Source organism: Collinsella sp. AM12-1, assembly GCF_003472325.1.
Classification (GTDB): Bacteria; Actinomycetota; Coriobacteriia; order Coriobacteriales; family Coriobacteriaceae; genus Collinsella.
This window is the reverse complement of record NZ_QRLS01000001.1, coordinates 181,515-199,701: the sequence shown is the minus strand read 5'-3', so window position 1 is coordinate 199,701 and position 18,187 is coordinate 181,515. Positions and strand designations below refer to the sequence as shown.

Sequence of the window (18,187 nt, the reverse complement as noted above, 5' to 3'; positions counted from 1 at the left end):
TGCTCGCGCGGATAGGGCTGCTCGTTGTACCATAGCTGCAACTGACTCGTAAGGAGCATCCATGCCCATTCGCATTCCCGACGCCCTCCCTGCCGCCGCGCAGCTCGAGAGCGAGAACATCTTTGTCATGACCGAGTACCGCGCGCTGCACCAGGACATCCGTCCGCTGCGCGTGCTCATCCTCAACCTCATGCCCACCAAGATCGCCACCGAGACGCAGATCATGCGCAAGCTCTCCAACACGCCGCTGCAGGTGGAGGTGGACCTGCTGCGCACCAAAACGCACGAGGCCACGCACGTGAGCGCCGGCCACCTGGAGACGTTTTACCGCACGTTCGACGACATCCGCGACATCCACTACGACGGCCTGATCATCACGGGCGCGCCGGTGGAGCAGATGCCGTTCGAGGAGGTCGACTACTGGCCCGAGCTCTGCCAGATCATGGATTGGTCCACCACGCACGTGCACTCTACGTTGCATATTTGTTGGGGCGCACAGGCCGGCTTGTATCATCATTACGGTATTCAGAAATACGACCTGCCGGCAAAGGCGAGCGGCGTGTTCGAGCATTATCTGGTGAAGCCGCAAAGCCCGCTGGTCCGCGGCTTCGATGACCGTTTCTATGCCGTGCATTCGCGCAACACCGATGTGCGTCGCGAGGACGTGGAGGCCGAGCCGCAGCTTGAAGTCGTGGCCGTGTCCGACGAGGTAGGCCTGTACATTGTCAAGTCGACCGACAGCCGTCGCTTCTTTGTCTTTGGCCATCCCGAGTACGATACCGACACGTTGCGTCTGGAGTACGAGCGCGACGTTAAGCGCGGCCTCAACCCTCAGGTGCCGGCGCATTACTTCCCGAACGACGACCCCACCGCCGAGCCGCGTAACGTCTGGCGCAGCCAGGCTCAGCTGTTCTACACCAATTGGCTCAACTACTACGTCTACCAGACCACACCCTACGACCTGGCCCGCGCCGGCGAGGAGCACTAGGCTACGGCTGCTGCTGTGCCGGCGGCGTGACGAGCGTGGATAATCTCCCACTTTTGGCTTGAAACTAGGCTCAAAACGGGAGATTATCCACGCTCATTTTTTAGGCATGTAGATGCCGATGGCTCGGCTAAGCGACGGTGCGTGCAGAGGCAAAGTCGCATTTGGCGTAGTCTTGAATCTCGACGGGTTTTTCTTTCTGATAATCCGATGGACCAAGGCCTCAAAATGTGGAGACAGGGACCTCTCGACAACCGCCCTACCTGCAGATATAAGACATCAGCCTAAAACGTCCAAAACCGTCAAGCATTTGGTCAGCGCCTGGACGGTATTTGGTCAGACTTCGCATGAAACCGTCTGGTACGTTTGCGCCGTTCCAAGATTTGGGAGGCGACATGGGAAACATGACGGCGAATCAAAGGCTTGCAAGTCACATTAAAGCATGCGAACAGCAGATGAGCTGCGTGTACGCGCGCACGGCGGCGGAGGCAAAGCAGATTCAGCGGCGGGCGGAGGCGGGAAGTCTCGAAGCGGTCATGCCGGGGCTGTATGCGCGTCCGGAATACTGGTCCGAGCTCAAGTTTCGGCAGCGTTATCTGCATCGGGTGCGGGCGCTTGCGCAAAAGCACCCCGACTGGACATTTTGCTCCTATACGGCGGCTGTTATCTATGGCCTTTCGGTTTCGCATGCCAATTTGACGCACATCCATATCGCCGCGATGCCGGCCCAATCGACGACGCCGGGCTCTCAGGTCATTCGTCATCGCTATGCTCGTCAAACACGGGCCACCCAGATGGATATCGCCGTAACCGATATCGATCAAACGATTACGGATTGCTTGGTCGATGCATCGTTTGTCGAGGGACTGATCATCGCGGATTCGGCGCTCCATGAGCAACTTTTGTCGAAGGAGCATCTCGTTGAGACTGTCGACAAGCTTGGCCTGAATCGTCGCGGTGTTGTGACGGCGCGCAGGGTTGCACGATGTGCCGATGGGCTGTCGGAAAGTGGCGGCGAGTCCAAGGCGCGTGCCCTGATGATCGAGCGCGGCTGGCAGACGCCGGAGTTGCAAGTTGAGCTGTTCGACCCGGTTGAGCCGGGACGACCGTATCGCGTCGACTACTTGTGGCGCGTGGGCGACCGGCTGATTATCGGGGAGTTCGACGGATTTGTTAAAAGCGAGAAGGCAGCGGAGGAGGGCAAGCTCGCGAAGACGCAGTTCGATGAGCGCCAGCGCGAGTCGAGGCTTTCGCTGCTTGATAACTGCAAGATCGTGCGCTTGTGCTGGGATGATCTAAGGGATCCGACAAAGTTCGATCGCAAGCTCAAGGTCGCCGGCGTGCCGCGTGCGTGCTGAGGCAGTTGCAGAGCGTTTGGCTGCACAAGCGTGGAAAATCGGACGGACGAGCGTGGATTTTCGGACGCTTGTTGAATGAGCGTGGATAATCTCCCGTTTTTAGCTCGTAAGGGGGCTCAAAGTGGGAGATTTTCCACGCTCATCTTGCGGGTGCGATACAGCGGCGGCTAGGCGCTGACGATGTGGGACAGCGGCAGGTCGTGCGCATCGGTGGGAACGTGGTCGACGCGTTGCTCGTCAAAGGCGATGCCGACGACCTGGCATGTTGCCGAAAGCGTGGGCAGGTAGCGGTCGTAACAGCCGCCGCCGTAGCCCAGGCGCGCGCCGGTGCGGTCGAAAGCCACGAGCGGCACGATAATCATGTCGAGGGCCTTGGCGGGCACGATGGGGAAGTGGCCGCTGTCGACGTCCGTGGCTGCGAAGGCCCGCGTAGGGTGGGCGATAAACGGGGCCTCGGACGCATCGCCGGCAGAGACTGCCCGCATGCACATGCGCTGGCCGCATGCGGCGGCGTCGCTTGCCGAGAGCATGCACGGATAGGCCACGCGCCAGCCGCGTTTGGCGGCCGCAGCGACAAACGCGGCTGGGTCGACCTCGGAACCCATCGCAGCATAGACAGCAACGGTGTGTGGCGCCGCGGCATCCAAGCGATCCAACAGCTCAACAAGCCGCGCGCATACAACAGCAGACTTCGCTGCCCGAACATCCAAATCAATAGCATCGCGCCGGGCAATCACCGCCCGCCGCAGCTCAGCTTTATCCATCCCAGCCTCATCTCCCAAATCTACCAAAAAGGGACAGGTTTATTTTGGCAGCTTTTATCTGGGCAAACGCGATATGAGCAGTAAAGCCACCGCAAATATGCCTGCGAACTGCGCCCTTTGTGGTTGTTTGGGCCTAGGCGTTAATGCTATAACGCCGCAGCAATTGCTTCAGTCACAAACTTATTGAGTGACTCACCCTTCTTTGCCGCCGCCAGCGCCGCTTGCTTGTGGAGCTCAGAGCCCGTTCTTACGTTGAACGACCCCTTAAAAGCCCGCTCGGGTTCCTTGCCCTTCTCGGCGCAAAACTCAAGGTAATCGTCGACGGCGTCGTGGAAGCATTGCTCCACTTCTTTAACCGTAGAGCCTTCAAATACGATTGCGTCCCTAATGCCGGTGACCATACCTGTTAGCACATGCTGTTCGACATCGAACTCAACGGGGGCGAAATAGCCCTTGTATGCCAAAACGTTACTCATGACTACCTCCGACATCTTGCAGAAATCGAACGATGTTTCGAATAGTCCCCGCTGTCAATTCGCCAGATGGATGTGGCGCGTGCATTACGAACATCCTGCCATCTGATGGCCTGTAGAAGCGAACGCGCGATCCGGATGTCTTGCCTTTGTTGTCCATTTCAAAGCCATATGAAGCCATGACTTTTAAAAAATCGGTATACCGATACGTCGAAGGGCAGCTAAGCAGTTGGGCGATGAGTTTATCGGGCCGAGTCATCCCGCCTCACATTCTGCAACTATATCCTAGTTGCAATTTAGGTCCGATGCAAGCATCTCTACTATAGAACATGTGTACGTATGAACAAGTGTTCGAACCACCACAAAGGCACCTGTGAACTGCGCCCCTTTGCGGCGGTTTGGGCTGAATGTTGCGCAACAAGGGCTGCGGCTTTGGGTGTACCTTCATCGTAGAAGGAATGAATCGAAAGGAGCCCGCCATGTTTTGTCGCTCGTGTGGCACGCCGCTTGTCGACGACGTCCTCTTTTGCCCCGTATGCGGTGCGCCCGTAGCACCTGACCAGGTCGCGGCCACGCAGCAACCCCAGCCTGCTGCGCCCGCTCCTGGGCAATACGTGCCCGTGCAGCAGCCCGCGCGGCGCAAGCGTTCCAAGAAGCCCCTCATCGCCCTTGCCGCGGTGCTTGCCGTGGCGGCGGGTGTCGGCGGGGGAGCGCTGTTCTACTTCACCCAGATCGCGACCACGCCTATCGACGAGAAAACCTTCCCGGACAGCGGCATGCGTGCGCTTGTCTCGACCAAGTACGACACTAACGGTGACGGCCGCATCTCGCGCGACGAGGCCAAGGCGGTGACGTCGGTCGAGCTGGACGGCGTCGCGTCGACGCAGGGCCTGGGCAAGGTGTTCCCCAACGTTACCAGTGTGGAATACGGTGGGGATAAACTCGTCAACCTGGACCTTTCGGGCTGCGGAGACCTTAAAACCGTCGAGCTTAACTCGGCGAGTAACGTCACCGTCGTTAACCTGGACGGTTGCGACAACATCGAGAAGCTTGACCTTTCAAATGCCGGGGAGCTCAAAAACGTTGATCTTTCGGGTAAAAAGAAGCTCGCCACACTGGCACTGCCGCAGGATACGAAGGTCAGCGGCATTAAGGACACACAGCTTGACGAACTGTGGCTGCCGGTGTCCTACGAAGGCACCGATAAATCGGACCAGTACGGCGATATCTACGAGATCGAGCGCGATGAAAACGGCTACGTCACGGGCTTCACGTCTGCCGTCAAGCAAGGTGGCGGCGTAAGCTACAGCGTCGAGCACGATGAGTCGCATCGTATCTCGGAGATTGAGGAAGATCTGGCGGGCAGTTACGTGAACGTCAACACGTTTACGTACGACGCCGACGGTAACGTCACGCGCATCGACTGCGATGCCGACATGAGCGATTCGTCGAGCACCACGACGTTTACCTACGACGCGGACGGAAACCTGATCAACAAGACGACCCATGCGGGTTACGGCGAGAGCGCGAGCACGTATGTCTACCAGGACGGCAACATGGTGACCAACACCGATACCAGCCCGGCCAATCCTCGGACGGTCGTGTATTCGTACGGATACGACAAGGATCGCGTGACGTCCTTTACGCTGGACTGTCAGGGCGACACCGTGGGCACCAGGTGGACGATCACCGCGGGCTACGAGTATGACAAGGACGGCAACATTTCGCGTATCTCGCCTGTGGCCTATGACTCGCACGGCAACGATTACGGCTCGCTGAACTCGTATGCCGCGGTGGATTATTCGTACAGCGACGGAAAGCTCGACAGGATCGATTCCGAGCGCGGCGGCTATGCGGAGTTCTATTACGACGACCACGGCAACCTGACGTCGGTCGACGAGTATGCCGGCCGCGGTTCGGATGCCGAGTTTGAGTTTGAGCACGAGGTCGAGTACCAGCGCTACTTCTGCAACAAGCACGAGAAGAACAAGCCGGAGGAGTGGATTCGTCTGGATGCAGAGTACGACGTCGACCAGGGTAGCTGGAACAACGACTCCGATTATGGTCGTGAGCGCTTTGCAACCATGTACGAGCTCAATCCGTTAGAGGCCTGGCTGAACCCGTTTATCAAGTAGCGGCCCACTCGCAAACCACCCAAAGGGACAGACACCTTTGGGTGGTTTTTGCTGAAGGGCGGGTGTCTGCGGCGGTTTATCTCGATCTGTAACAGTAACTCGGCATAAATGGGCCTAGCTGTTACAGATTGAGACAAAGAGCCAGCGCCATTCGGAAACGTCTCGATCTGTAACATCTGGAGCCGATATTGCCGCCTAGCTGTTACAGATCGAGACAAAACTGGTGGGACGGTCTGAGCTGGCCCGCCCAAGCGGCGGAAAAAGAAAAGGTAGATTTTAGGCATGTCCCAAAAATCTACCTTTGTGGTTAGCCCAGCAGGTCGACGACGTTAAAGCCGGCGTTGCTCTTGGCGATGACGTCGCGGCCGCCAAAGACGCAGGTGGGCGACGCGGCTGCGATGCGCGTCACGTCGGCGCCGAGCGAGCGCAGCTCACCGGGTGTGGCGGCGAGCATCTGGGCGCGGCGCTCCTCGCGGGCATGCGGATCGAGTCCAGCCAGGTAGGTCGTGTTGCGGCGCTTGGTGAGCGCGTACGGCTTCACGGGCGCGTCCATGCCGCTCACGCAGCTCACGATAAAGCCCTCAAAGGCGGCCTCGTCGGGCTCAAAGCTGCCGAGCCATGCACCGGCGCGTTCCACGCGCTCAATCGAAGGATCGACCGCCGGGTCGCGGTAGGTGTAGAACGCCGCCTGACGCTCGCCGGCCGCGCGGAATCCGCAGCCGTACGCACCGCCCTTCACACGGATTTCGTTCCACAGGTAGTCGTAGGAGAGCGCGTTGGCGGCAACCGCCCAAGCGCCCGTCACGTTGATGCCCAGGCGACGCGGGTCGCACGCGCTTGCCGCAAAGCAGATGTCGCTGGGGATAACGAAAGCCTCGCGACGGTCGCGCGGCTCCGGTACCACGAGCGTGCCGCTGCCAGCGCCGTCGCCTGCGCCAAGCCCCAGGTCGCCCGCGGCATCCCAGTACGCGTCAAAGTCCTCATCGCTGCCGGTAAAGCTCGCCAGGCAGCCGTCGGCCACAAAGATGCGGTCTGCCAGCTCGGCAAGCTTGGCGCGCAGATTGTCCAGTTGCTCGTCAAAGTGCTCGAGCAGATCGCGCAGGAACAGGTAGAAGTCCACGCCCGAGAGCTGTTCGCGCACCACGGCCGAAGGCGAGGTGTAGCTCATCGCGCGGCCGAGTGCCGCCGAGTGTCCGTTGTTGATAAAGCCTTGCTCAAGCCCAATGCGAATCTGCGTGAGCACGTCGCGCACGCGGTCGGCGTCAGCATCGAGCAACAGCGTGCTCGACCACACCTCGCGCGGCAGGCTCGCCAGCGCATCGATCTTCTCGGACAGGGCGCCGGCGCTCACCAGCAGATAAGGGCGCACGCCGTCCACGTCGGGCTGTGTCATGACCTCGGTCGTAAAGCTCAAAAAGCCCAGCTTGCCGGCGAGCAGATTGTCGAGTTCCTCGGCCGAGTGCTCGCTCGTGGGCAGCTGTTTGAGCAGGCGGCAGAGCAGCGTCACATAGGGCAGGTCCTCAAATGCGACGCAGCTCAGGTCGAAATACTGCATGGCGTAGGCCAGGCGGTTGGTGGGGATGCCGTGGCGCAGGCAGGGGATGGGCGCGGTCGTGTCTACGACCAGCGGCGGCTCGGGGCGCGCCTCGCCAATGTCGGACACGCGCAGGCGCGGCAGCGTGGCCTTGTCCTCGGGCGTGTCCTCGGCCTCCTGCGCGGCACGCAGCGCAGCCGTGCGCTCGACCACGTCGGCCAGCTCGGCATCGGTCATGGCGTCGCGCTTGGCTGCCAGCTCGGCAGCTTCGGCGCCCTCCGAACCCTCAGCGGCGTCCACCGGAACCAGCTCGACCAGCGCCATGTGGTCGTTCTCCAGCACGAGCTCGCGCAGAAGGTCCTCAAAGTAGCTGCCTTCCAGCTCGCCGCGCAGCTCCTTGTACACCGGGCCATACTTGAGTGCCAGCGTCGCGGCGTCGTCATCGTAGAGCCACGTGCTCAGCGCGTCGCACGCAATGGCCACGCCGTCGGCGATACCGTAGTCGCGCTGGCGCAGGTCGTATTCGTTGTTGCTGATGATAGCTTCCAGGCGCTCGCGCGGAACGCCGTGCTCACACAGGTCGCGGCAGGCGTCCTGGAACACGCGGCGCAGCTCGCGCGCCACGCCGGGCTGCGCGTTTTGCAGCATGATGAGCTCGTAGGGCTGCAGGCACTCGGCCGCGGTGTAGCTCACCACGTTGCCGCCCAGGCCGGCGGCCAGAATGGCCTTCTTAACCGGTGCTTCGTTGGAGCCCAGCAGTGCCTCGAACAGGATATCCGCCGCGATCGTGCGCTTGCGGTCGAGTGCGCTGCCCAGCACAAGGCCCAGGCCCACCAGGGCGTTCTCGGGCGTGGTGGCCATCTCGACGCGCTTGTACTCGCAGGTCACGGGCGTCTGCACGCCCAGCGGATTGGGTGCCAGCGCGGACGGGTCCTCGCCGGCGGCAACGGCAGCGTCCATGCGGCGGCTCGCAGCGCTCGGCTGCGACAGATAACGCTCGTCCAAAAACGCCAGCGCGCGGTCCACATCTAGGTCGCCGTAGAGCGTTATATAAGAGTTGGAAGGATTGTAGTGGCGCGCGTGCGTATCCAGGAACTGCTCGTAGGTGAGCGCGGGAATCGCGCGCGGATCGCCGCCGCTCTCGTGCGCATAGGCGGTGTCGGGGTAGAGCGCGGCGTTGACGGCGTCGTCCAGCACGCTCATGGGGTCGGACAGCGCGCCCTTCATCTCGTTGAACACTACACCGTTATAGCGCAGCGTGCCCTCGCGCAGGCTGGCGGCGCTGCCGTCGCCGCCAGCGCCCTCCGGCAGGTCCAGCTCGTAGTGCCAGCCCTCCTGCTCAAAAATGGTGGGCTTGGTATAGATGGCCGGGTTGAACACCGCGTCCAGGTACACGTCCATCAGGTTGTACAGGTCCTGTTCATTGGTAGTGGCAACGGGGTAGATGGTCTTGTCGGGGTAGGTCATAGCATTGAGGAACGTCTGCATGGAGCTCTTGATCAGGTCCACGAACGGCTCCTTGACGGGGAACTTGGCCGATCCGCACAGCACCGAGTGCTCAAGAATATGGAACACGCCGGTGGAATCGGCCGGCGGCGTCTTAAAGCCAATGGCAAAGGCCTTGTTTTCGTCGTTGCACGCCAGGTGCAGCAGGCGAGCGCCCGAGGTGGTATGGCGCAGCACGTAAGCGTCCGAGTCGAGCTCGGGCACGGTCTCGCAGCGCTCGACGGCAAAACCATGGCAGGTGGTACCGGGCACCAGCAGCGCGGCGGCAGCGGCGCGCGGGTCGGTTGAGGTAGTGGGCATATGCAGTCTCCTTTGGCGCCCCAACGGGGGCGAATCGAGTCGAATCCCCGAGAGTATACCCATATGGGGCCGCGGCTCTGCATCGAACTGAAGACGATGTGGGTGGACTAGCCTAACTGGGTTGACGGCGAATGCCGCGGGTAGCCGCTGCATCCCGCTAAAGTGAAATAACACCCCGTTTACCGAATCATTTAGGAAATATATGGACTCCTAAAAAGTTCTAATACAATATAAGTCATCTATCTATAAACTGCTGATTTCTTGTAAAGGTATGGTTGATATGGTTGAGGCAAATAGCGTTATCCCCCTGTACAAACAGATTGTTCGTGCGCTTTCTGATTCAATCGCCAACGGCACGTACCGCCCGGGAGATAAGCTTCCGACCGAGGCGGAGCTTATCGAGCAATTTGGCGTGAGCCGAATAACGGTTCGCTCCGCAATTAAAGAAATGGAAGATGCTGGGCTTGTTGAGAGGGCCCGCGGCAAGGGCACGTTCGTTTCGTCGGACACGCAGATGTATGCCGCGGACGACCGTGAGAGCTTTACCCATTCGTGCCAGCTTGCGGGCAAACAGGCGTCTACCAGGGTTCTCGAAATGGGCTGGGACTTCCCAAGTCTGCGAGACGCGAAGTTCCTGGGCGTAGACGATACCCAAAAGGTATTGCGTAGCCGTCGTCTGCGCCTTGTGGATGGCAAGCCCACGATGCTGGAAACCAATAGCTATTCCGCTGCGCTTTCTTTTTTGGAGCATGAGTCCCTCGATGATTCGCTGATGGCGGTACTCGATCGCCAGGGGATCAAGATGGGTCCCAACACGCGTACGCTCGAGGTCTGCTATGCGAGCGAGCTCGAGGCGGCATACCTTAACGTGGAGCTGGGCTCTTCGCTGCTTCTGTTTGTCGATAGACGTTATGCCCCAAGTGGCGAGCCGCTTTTCATCTCCCGTCAGGTGTACTGCACCGAGCGACTGAAGTTCTATCTGTAAATTAGCGGTAGATTGGTCGATTTACCGACCAATTGTTACCGTTCGCGGATTTGGAAAATAGACACACCACGTAGGGTAGATTGCTAATATACTTTGTTATGACAATATAGTACGTCCTATTGGTATTGGAGAACTATGAATAAGATATTGCTAGCGAGTCATGGTTATCTCGCCCAAGGCATGAAAAGCTCTCTGGAGATTCTGATGGGCACCAACGACCGAATCGAGTGCCTGTGCGCCTATGTCGATGACGATTCAAGGGACGTCGCGGCGTTGATTGATGCATGGATGGAGACGAGGGACCCTGCCGACTCTTGGTTTGTCGTGACTGACATCTTTGGCGGCTCTGTAAACAACGAATTCATTCAGAGGCAGACCGACGGATCGTTTACGTTAATCGCTGGAATGAACTTGCCGCTGCTGGTGGAAATGGTTACACAGCTGGACTCCCTGGATGCGAACAAGGCCAAAGCCGCGGTCGAGGGATCGCGTTCGTTTATTCAGCTTTGCGAGGCGGCGGACATGCTTGCCGGCGCCGAGGAAGAAGAGTTCTAGTTAGTTCTGGTTCGAGCCCTAGCTAGGGGCCACACCTGTCATTCCCTTTATCACGTGCGGAGATGATAACGATGATTAAGCTTACGAGAGTTGATTACCGACTGATTCACGGCCAAGTTGCCATGTCCTGGACTCACGCTTTGGATGTAGATTGCATCTTGCTTGCCAGCGATGCTGTGGCAAAAGACGACATGAGGAAGGCGGCCTTGAGGCTCGCCCGCCCCAACGGCGTTAAACTCGTCATCAAGGATGTTGACGCTGCTATCGAGGCGCTCAACAGCGGCGTTACCGACAAGTATTCGCTGTTTATCATCACTGAGACGATTGAAGATGTCTATCGTCTCGCTAAGGGTTGCAAAGACATCAAAGAGATCAATCTGGGCGGAACCCGAAAGACCCCTGAGACCACGCTTCATCCGACCCCTGCGATCTTTGCGACCGAGAAAGATGCCGAGCATATCCAAGAGCTCCTGGGCGATGGCGTGGCCATCGAAATCCGTCAGGTTCCCAATGACGCTAAGGTGTTTGCCAAGGACGTTTTCTAGCCGGAAACACGTTGATGCTCGGCATTTATTGAACCAATGCTCTATGCCTATGCCCGTCGATCATTTGATCGGCGGGCTTTTTATTAAAGAAAAATCAAAAAAATCTGAAATAGTTCTTGCATAGTTAGTTATATAAAGTATTATAACGTCATGGGATGAATGAAGGGTTCATCCAAGTGAGTTAGGAGTAAGGGATGTTCAATTTCGATGAGCCTCGTTACGAGAAGGTTGTGAGCGATGCCCTCGCTCTCCGTCCTCAGATTGAGGCTGCCGTGGACGAGGTCTGCGAGCAGGGTTATTCCAACATCTTCTTCATCGGCTGCGGCGGCACCTGGGCCCACACGCTCCCGATGAAGTATTGGGTCGAGACCACCACGGCCGACGTCGATGTCCACTGCGAGATCGCCGCAGAGTTCCTCGCCTGCCCGCCCAAGACCTTCAACAAGGATTCTGTCTGCGTCTTCTCCACCCGTACCGGCACCACCCCCGAGATCATTGAGGCTGCCAAGTTCTGCCAGGAGCAGGGCGCCCGCACGCTGATGTATGTCTCCAACGACAACACCCCGGCCACCGAGTACGCCGATTACAAGTTCTTCAGCTTCGCCGAGGACGACGTTCTGTGCGAGGCCATCTACACCTACCAGATCACGCTGGTCGCCCGCTTCCTCAAGAACGCCGGCGCCTTCCCCAAGTACGACACCTTCATGGAAGAGTTCGGCAACATCGCTCCGTACCTCATCAAGGCCAAGGACGCTCAGGACGAGCGCTGCGCCGCCATGGCCGAGGACTTCAAGGACACCGATTACCACATGGTGATTGGCTCCGGCATGCTCTGGGGTGAGGCCTACGACTACGCCATGTGCATCCTCGAGGAGATGCAGTGGATCAAGACCAAGTCCATCCACGCCGCCGAGTTCTTCCACGGCACCATCGAGCTGTGCGAGGAAGGCACGAGCCTCATCATGCTCTACGGCGAGGACGACACCCGTAAGCTCATGGACCGCGTGGACAACTTCACTCACATGCTCGCCGACGAGAAGGGCGTCAACGTCCGCGTGAACAAGTTTGACACCGCCGAGGTCGAGCTGCCGTTCAGCGACCCCGAGTTCCGCAAGATCGTCTCCCCGATGGTCACCTACACCATCACCGAGCGTCTGAGCTGCCATCTCGAGCACGTCCGTAACCACCCGCTCACCACGCGTCGTTACTATCACCAGATGAACTACTAATCCTCTCAAATTGCTGCGGTTGTCTGCAGGCGAGCTGCGCAGAATGCCTCGCCTGCAGACCTGTTTCTGGGGTTGATCGAAATGGTTGTCCAGTATCTTCTAGTTGCACTGGTCGCATTTATTGCGTCCATGGACGAGCAATTATTTGGCATTACGATGCTTGGTCGTCCGCTGTTTACGAGCCTGTTTGTCGGCTTGATCCTTGGCGATGTCCAGCAGGGCGTTATCGTCGGCGCTGCTTTGGAGTCCATGTTCATGGGCGCCATCATGGTCGGCGCGGCGGTTCCTCCCGAGGTCTATGCCTCCGGCGTGCTTGGCTGCGCGTTTGCCGTCATTACGGGTACGGGCACGGCAACTGCCGTCGCGCTCGCCCTTCCCGTCTCCGTCTTCCTTCAGGTGTGGCGCAACTTCTGCTACGCCGTTCCGGGTGCCTTTGCCTGCAAGAAGATTGAGACCGCTCTGGCAAATCGCGATCTTGCCAAGGCGAATCTGTACCATCTGACCATCGTGCCGCTGTCGATTGGCATTCCGTCTGCACTGCTGGTGTTTGGCTCGCTGTTCTTTGGTGCCGACCTTATCAACAATGCGCTCAACGCGATTCCGCAGTTTGTGATGGACGGCCTCAACGTTGCGTCCGGCGTCATGGTCTGCATCGGCTTCGCTCTTCTTATCAGGACCATGGGCGATAACAAGCTCCTTCCCTGGCTGTTCCTGGGCTTCATTATGGTCATCTACCTCAAGATGGACGTGGTCGGCGTCGCCGCAGCTGCCATTTGCGTCGCGCTGCTCCTGGCCTTCCGCGAGGGCTCGTCCGGTCCGCAGACGGTTGCTGCAGATGAAGAGGAGGACTTCTAATGGCTATCCAGAACACCGACCTCAAAGAGGCCAAGAAGGACGCGATTATGACTCCCGATATGTATCGGAGCATGTTCCTTCGCCAGTTTACGAGCCAGTGCTCGCAGTCGTACGACAAGATGATGGCAATGGGCTTCATGTACACCATTCAGAAGCCCCTGCGAAAGATCTATCCCAACGACGACGATTACTATGCGGCGCTCGATCGCCATACCGAGTTCTTTAACATCACGCCTCATGTGCTTCCGTTTGTAGCCGGCCTAACGGTTTCGATGGAAGAGCAGGCGGCTGCCGATAAGAACTTCGACACGTCCTCGATTAACGCCATGAAGGTCGGCCTTATGGGACCGCTTTCCGGCATCGGCGATTCGTTCTACTGGGGTACGTTCCGCGTGGTTGCCGCCGGCATTGGTATTGGCATCGCTTCGACGGGCAACCCGCTCGGCCCAATCGTGTACGCGCTCATCTACTCCGTGATTAACTTTGCAACGCGTATCGTCGCCGCCCATCTGGGTTACGACTTGGGAACCAAGTTTTTACAGCAGTCCGAAGAGAGCAACCTTATGTCTCGCATGACGCATGCTGCCGGTGTTCTCGGAATGACCGTTATCGGCGCCATGATTGCGGCACAGGTCTCGCTGTCCACGGCTTTGACCTTTGACGTGGGTGGTTCGGAGATTGTCCTGCAGGATCTGTTCGATTCGATCTTCCCCGGTCTGCTGCCCTTGCTGGCAACGTTCGCTTGCGTTGCCCTCTATAAAAAGGGCGTCAAGACCATTTGGATCATCTTGGGCATCTTCGCAATCTGCATCATCGGAACGGGCTTGGGAGTGTTCGCGGCGGCGTAATGTTGACTGCTATGCTCGCGCGTTGGATAACTAACTGACCGTTTGAAAACGGGGCTCGGCGTAAGGCCGGCCCCGTTTTTTATTTGAGGGATTTTCCGACCGTCCAAAAAATCACACTCGTCCATCACTCACGCATCTCTCATCTCTCATTCGTCACTAATACGAGAGATAACAGAAAGACGAGAGATAAATATGAGAGATAACAATGCTGCAAGGTGGCTAGGGGATCGAGTCAAAGTTCCGGTATACATGAGTTTACCTGCGCGAACGTGATTTGCTTGAACCGATAACGGCATTTTTGTCTCTCATCTCTCACTCATCTCTAAGCTGAGAGATAAATGAGAGATGGCTGAGAGATAGACAGACGGCCTGTCGGGGACATGCATCGCTGTCAGATTGATGCCGCGCGCGGAGCAGCTGCACGTTCACCCGCGCCCTGCATCCCGCCATTTCGCGTACTGCCCACCGAAACCTCCAGCAAAGCAGGTACAATAGCCCAATGTGCATCGCGCACGACGATGATATCGGCGCCCGCGACTGGGGGAGACAACATGGCAGAGCAACAGATAACGCCGGGGACCAAGCTTCAGGTGGCATTCGACGTGCCCATGGGCCAAAAAACCGACTTCAACATGCTCGCCACGTACAAAGAGAACCTGGACGACGCGTACTTTCTTATGAGCGCGCCCATGCTCGCCGGCAAGCCGCTCATCATGGACGAAAACCAAAAGCTGCTGCTGCAATACAAAGTGGGCGAGGAGACGTTCGTGCTCGCCGGCTACCCCGAGTCGGTCGAGAAAAAGGGCATCCGCACCTACTGGAAAATGCGCAAAGTCGCCGAGCAGCGCACCTTTGTCAAGCGCCGCGACGAGCGTTTTAAGGTCGCCATGCGCCTGACCTACCAGCGCGACAACGCGCCGACCCCCGAGCCCGAGGACGCCATGACCATCGACGTCTCGGCCGGCGGCCTGGCCGTCTACCTCAACGATTATCCCGATGTGGGCGAGGCCCTGGCCGTGCAAATGCCCACGATCCGCCTGCAGGGCGAGCGCCACGAGCTGCCCGAGCAGCTGGGCATCGTGTGCTGGGTGCGCCGCGCGCCCAAGGGCAGCCTGTACCGCAACGTCTGCGGCCTGCAGTTTCGCTACGCCGACGACATGGAGCGCGAGCTCGTCAAAGAATACGTCGGCTACATTCGCACCAAATATAAGATCTGATCGCCATGGCACTGTTCAAGCGTAACGACAACAAAGATCAAACTGCCGAGGATTTGCCCGAGGGTATAGCCGAGAATCATGCCGAGGGCATGGCTGAGGATTTGACCGAGGGTCAGCCCGAGGACACCCCCAGCACCGATCCCGCCCCGCGCAAGCGCTTCGGCAAGCCCAAACGCAAGCCCAAGCGCGACCTGCGCGGCGTGGTGCGCATCGAGGAGCTGGAGCAGGCGCTGGCCGACCAGGACCTTGACGACATCGACCCCGACGCGGTTGTGTCCATGTATATGCCCAAGCGCCGCATGGAACGCATCGGCGCGGCACTGCTGCGTATGGACAAGCTGCAAAAGGCCCTTGTGGTGCTGGCGCTTGCCTTCGGCGTGCTGTTCGCCCTGTCGTTTATGCAGGAAAACATGGGTAACTTCACCATCAACCTCAACCGTCTGGAGCTGTTCCGCCGCGGCGTGGCCATCGCCGACAACGGTGACTTTAACAACGCCACCGCGCGCCTGGCCGCCGACGCCTTGGACAATGGCACCAATATCGCTGCCGAAGACCTGCCCGACAACTTGGACGACATCGACGGCAGCCACAACGGCAAGAACTACGTGGCGTACACCTTCTATATCCGCAACGCCGGCAAGACCGATCTGGGCTACAGCGCCAAGCTCAAGGTGGTTAGCGCCAGCAAGGGCGTGGAGAAGGCGGCGCGCGTGAGGGTGTATCGTAACGGCGAGCCCACCACCTACGCGGCCGCCGCGGCCGACGGTAACCCCGAGCCCAACACCGAGCCGTTTGCGTCCAAAGACGTGGTGACCACCATCAGCCACAACAACTTCCGCGTGGGCGATGTGGACAAGTACACCGTGGTCATTTGGCTGGACGGCGACGACCCGGAGTGCGTGGACAAGATCATCGGCGGCGCTGTGGAGTTCGGTTTTGATTTTGATTCGTCCGAGACCGATGACTCGAGCCTGTTCGTTAAGTTCGTGCAGGATATTGCCGATACCCTGACCGGCAGCGACCCCATTAGCGCGAGCGGCAACGAGGCGCCCGATTACTACAAGGAACACAACGTGACTTGGAGTAACCGTCGCAACCAAAAGAACTCGCCCGTGAAAGATGGCGACAAGTAGAACGAACAAGCGCCGGGCCGGGAGTGATTTCCCGGCCCGGCGCTTTTGTTATGCGGAGGCGTTGTCTTTGGAGGAGGCGACGTCGCCAGCGGCGCCGTCCAGCAAGAACAACCGTAGCGCGAGCTTGATCGCGTAACCCGGTTTGACCTGCGCCGCGTCTCCCATGCGTTCGTCCAGGTCATTACAGTAGGCATAAAGGTCGCGGATGAGGTCTGCGCCCGAGAGGGTGAACATGTAGCCCGTGTCAGAAAGCGCGTTGGGTGCCGCGGGTAGCCCCGCGGCTGCGCAAAAGCTCGCGAGGTCGGGGCCCATGACGGCGTCGTAGTCGATCACGGCGCCACGGTCACGTGCGGCCTGCTCCTGTTCACGGGCGAACGACAGCGCCGCGGCCAGCACAAAGCTGGGCGTGGGCGCGTTGACGTCGTCGGTGGTGGCGACGAGCTTACCGGCCGCTTGCGTGACCAGCCAGGCGACTTCGCGCTGGCAACGAACGGCCTTGCGCGTCACCGGCTTGATCGATCCGGTAGAAACGCTTCCCTTGGGTTGATTGGCGGCAGCCATAGAGTCCTCCCGGCAAATAGCCCGCACAAGCAGGCAAAAATACACGTTCTGCACCAGTATAGCGAGTGGGGAAGGGCTAGGGGCAAAGCTCGGTGGAGGGTGAATGTGTGCGTTGGCATGGCGCTGCGGTTGCAAGGCTTAAGAGGGGCTTATGACTGCGCGGGAGAGAGGTCAAATAAGGTAAACGATGTTCATATAGCACCGCATATAACCAGAGGTAGACCTATGAATCTGCCGGAATGTAGGCTGCCGAAAACTCATAAGGAAATCGTAAGAATTATGGTATTCTCAATTCCATGTCTAAAGGATGGGCAAGCAACATCCAACACGAAAGCGCGGGCTCCCCTTCCGGGCTTCTCGAGGGTCATCTGGGATGAATGGGGAAAGAAAGGGGTCCGCATGGATACCAAGGCATTAAAAAAGCAGATGGGCGCCGCCATCGCCATGGTCCTCGTGGCAGCCGTAGCCCTCGGCTCCGCCACCTTCGCATGGTTTGTGAGCAACAACACGGTTACCGCTAAAACGACGGGCGTGAAGGCGCAGTCCAATACGGCGTTCATGAGCATCGAATACAAGAAGTCTGCAATCGGCACTACGACGACCAATAACGTTGACTGGACCGATTCTGAGGTTGCTCTTTACCCTGCCGAGGTTCAATCCGATGGCGCCACAGCTCCGGCCCCGAAGTTCGTGACTGCATATGGCACCACGACGACCAATGGCGCCAAGAAAGGTGACTACACCGAAGTTGGCGATGCCGCTAAGGCTGTGACGGATAAATATGCTGTAGGCGAAGCGAATAATTACAGCATCAGCTCTGCTGGCGTCGATCTTAGCGACCTTAAGATTGATAAGATTGATGTTACTACGGGTGCCGATAAGGGCTTGAAGGATGCAATTCGCGTTCTTGTCGTTGGTCCTGATAACTGGCAAGTTTGGAGTCCTGACGGAAAGAAGCTCGAGGGCACTACCGATAAGGCTCTTGCCGCCAAGGTTGCCAAAGATGCCGATACCCATGTGAGCGTGTACGTCTACTACGACGGCAATGATGCCGCCGTGACCACTGCTAATCTGGAAAAGATTCTCGACTCCGTTGGCGTTACGATTCAGTTCAGCGCCACTCAGCCTACGACGGTTTCTGCTGGGGCATAAGCCATATTGAAGCATTTGCTTAATAACGGGGTTCGGCGCAAGGCGCTGCGCC

General features: G+C 58.6%; 17 protein-coding genes. 12 read left to right on the top strand and 5 right to left on the bottom strand.

The window, feature by feature from the left end; translation table 11 throughout:
- Positions 1-61 precede the first annotated feature (61 nt).
- Together metA and DW136_RS00805 are read left to right on the top strand one after the other, a co-directional pair.
- A complete protein-coding gene (metA, locus tag DW136_RS00810; RefSeq protein ID WP_117583845.1) occupies positions 62-988 on the top strand; it encodes a homoserine O-succinyltransferase in 927 nt (308 codons plus the stop codon).
- 392 nt (positions 989-1,380) lie between these two features.
- On the top strand, positions 1,381-2,343 hold the full coding sequence (locus DW136_RS00805) for a hypothetical protein (RefSeq protein WP_117583844.1): 963 nt from the start codon (positions 1,381-1,383) through the stop codon (positions 2,341-2,343).
- Between the two features lie 167 nt (positions 2,344-2,510).
- Here DW136_RS00805 and DW136_RS00800 read toward each other — a convergent pair whose 3' ends face one another.
- From DW136_RS00800 to DW136_RS10250, 3 genes are all read right to left on the bottom strand, one after another.
- Positions 2,511-3,107, bottom strand: a complete 597-nt coding sequence (locus tag DW136_RS00800; RefSeq protein WP_117583843.1) for a 5-formyltetrahydrofolate cyclo-ligase — start codon at positions 3,105-3,107, stop codon at positions 2,511-2,513.
- A 146-nt stretch (positions 3,108-3,253) separates the two neighbouring features.
- A complete protein-coding gene (locus DW136_RS00795; protein WP_117583842.1) occupies positions 3,254-3,583 on the bottom strand; it encodes a type II toxin-antitoxin system HicB family antitoxin in 330 nt (109 codons plus the stop codon).
- Entirely contained in the window at positions 3,576-3,839 is a 264-nt protein-coding gene (locus DW136_RS10250) for a type II toxin-antitoxin system HicA family toxin (protein WP_117583841.1), read from the bottom strand. Before DW136_RS10250 ends, DW136_RS00795 begins: the two co-directional genes overlap by 8 nt.
- 220 nt (positions 3,840-4,059) lie before the next feature.
- On the opposite strand from DW136_RS10250, the gene DW136_RS00785 reads away from it, so the two are divergent.
- A complete protein-coding gene (locus DW136_RS00785) occupies positions 4,060-5,715 on the top strand; it encodes a zinc-ribbon domain-containing protein (RefSeq protein WP_158556506.1) in 1,656 nt (551 codons plus the stop codon).
- Between the two features lie 307 nt (positions 5,716-6,022).
- On the opposite strand, the gene DW136_RS00780 is transcribed toward DW136_RS00785, so the two are convergent.
- Complete coding sequence (locus DW136_RS00780; RefSeq protein ID WP_118288870.1) at positions 6,023-9,055, bottom strand: insulinase family protein; 3,033 nt, start codon at positions 9,053-9,055, stop codon at positions 6,023-6,025.
- Between the two features lie 280 nt (positions 9,056-9,335).
- Here DW136_RS00780 and DW136_RS00775 point away from each other — a divergent pair, with 280 nt between their 5' ends.
- The 8 genes from DW136_RS00775 to DW136_RS00740 all read left to right on the top strand — a co-directional run bounded on the left by DW136_RS00775 (position 9,336) and on the right by DW136_RS00740 (position 16,422).
- Entirely contained in the window at positions 9,336-10,040 is a 705-nt protein-coding gene (locus tag DW136_RS00775; RefSeq protein WP_118288869.1) for a GntR family transcriptional regulator, read from the top strand.
- A gap of 135 nt (positions 10,041-10,175) precedes the next feature.
- Positions 10,176-10,595 carry a PTS sugar transporter subunit IIA gene (locus tag DW136_RS00770; protein WP_118288868.1) on the top strand — a complete coding sequence of 140 codons (420 nt, stop codon included), beginning with the start codon at positions 10,176-10,178 and terminating at the stop codon, positions 10,593-10,595.
- A 71-nt stretch (positions 10,596-10,666) separates the two neighbouring features.
- Positions 10,667-11,140 (top strand): PTS sugar transporter subunit IIB, encoded by a 474-nt coding sequence (locus DW136_RS00765; RefSeq protein ID WP_117634363.1) that lies wholly within the window; start codon positions 10,667-10,669, stop codon positions 11,138-11,140.
- A gap of 194 nt (positions 11,141-11,334) precedes the next feature.
- Positions 11,335-12,369, top strand: coding sequence for an SIS domain-containing protein (locus DW136_RS00760; protein WP_117640663.1), 1,035 nt, complete (start codon positions 11,335-11,337; stop codon positions 12,367-12,369).
- A gap of 81 nt (positions 12,370-12,450) precedes the next feature.
- Positions 12,451-13,224, top strand: a complete 774-nt coding sequence (locus DW136_RS00755) for a PTS sugar transporter subunit IIC (RefSeq protein WP_117563725.1) — start codon at positions 12,451-12,453, stop codon at positions 13,222-13,224.
- On the top strand, positions 13,224-14,072 hold the full coding sequence (locus DW136_RS00750) for a PTS system mannose/fructose/sorbose family transporter subunit IID (protein ID WP_192924133.1): 849 nt from the start codon (positions 13,224-13,226) through the stop codon (positions 14,070-14,072). The genes DW136_RS00755 and DW136_RS00750 overlap by 1 nt, the downstream gene beginning before the upstream one ends.
- Before the next feature lie 551 nt (positions 14,073-14,623).
- Complete coding sequence (locus DW136_RS00745; RefSeq protein ID WP_158571414.1) at positions 14,624-15,289, top strand: PilZ domain-containing protein; 666 nt, start codon at positions 14,624-14,626, stop codon at positions 15,287-15,289.
- A gap of 5 nt (positions 15,290-15,294) precedes the next feature.
- On the top strand, positions 15,295-16,422 hold the full coding sequence (locus tag DW136_RS00740) for a hypothetical protein (RefSeq protein WP_118288866.1): 1,128 nt from the start codon (positions 15,295-15,297) through the stop codon (positions 16,420-16,422).
- 48 nt (positions 16,423-16,470) lie between these two features.
- Here the strand turns inward: DW136_RS00740 and DW136_RS00735 are convergent, their stop codons facing one another.
- Positions 16,471-16,983 (bottom strand): hypothetical protein, encoded by a 513-nt coding sequence (locus DW136_RS00735; RefSeq protein ID WP_118288865.1) that lies wholly within the window; start codon positions 16,981-16,983, stop codon positions 16,471-16,473.
- 399 nt (positions 16,984-17,382) lie between these two features.
- On the opposite strand from DW136_RS00735, the gene DW136_RS00730 reads away from it, so the two are divergent.
- On the top strand, positions 17,383-18,135 hold the full coding sequence (locus tag DW136_RS00730; protein WP_118288864.1) for a hypothetical protein: 753 nt from the start codon (positions 17,383-17,385) through the stop codon (positions 18,133-18,135).
- Positions 18,136-18,187 lie beyond the last annotated feature (52 nt).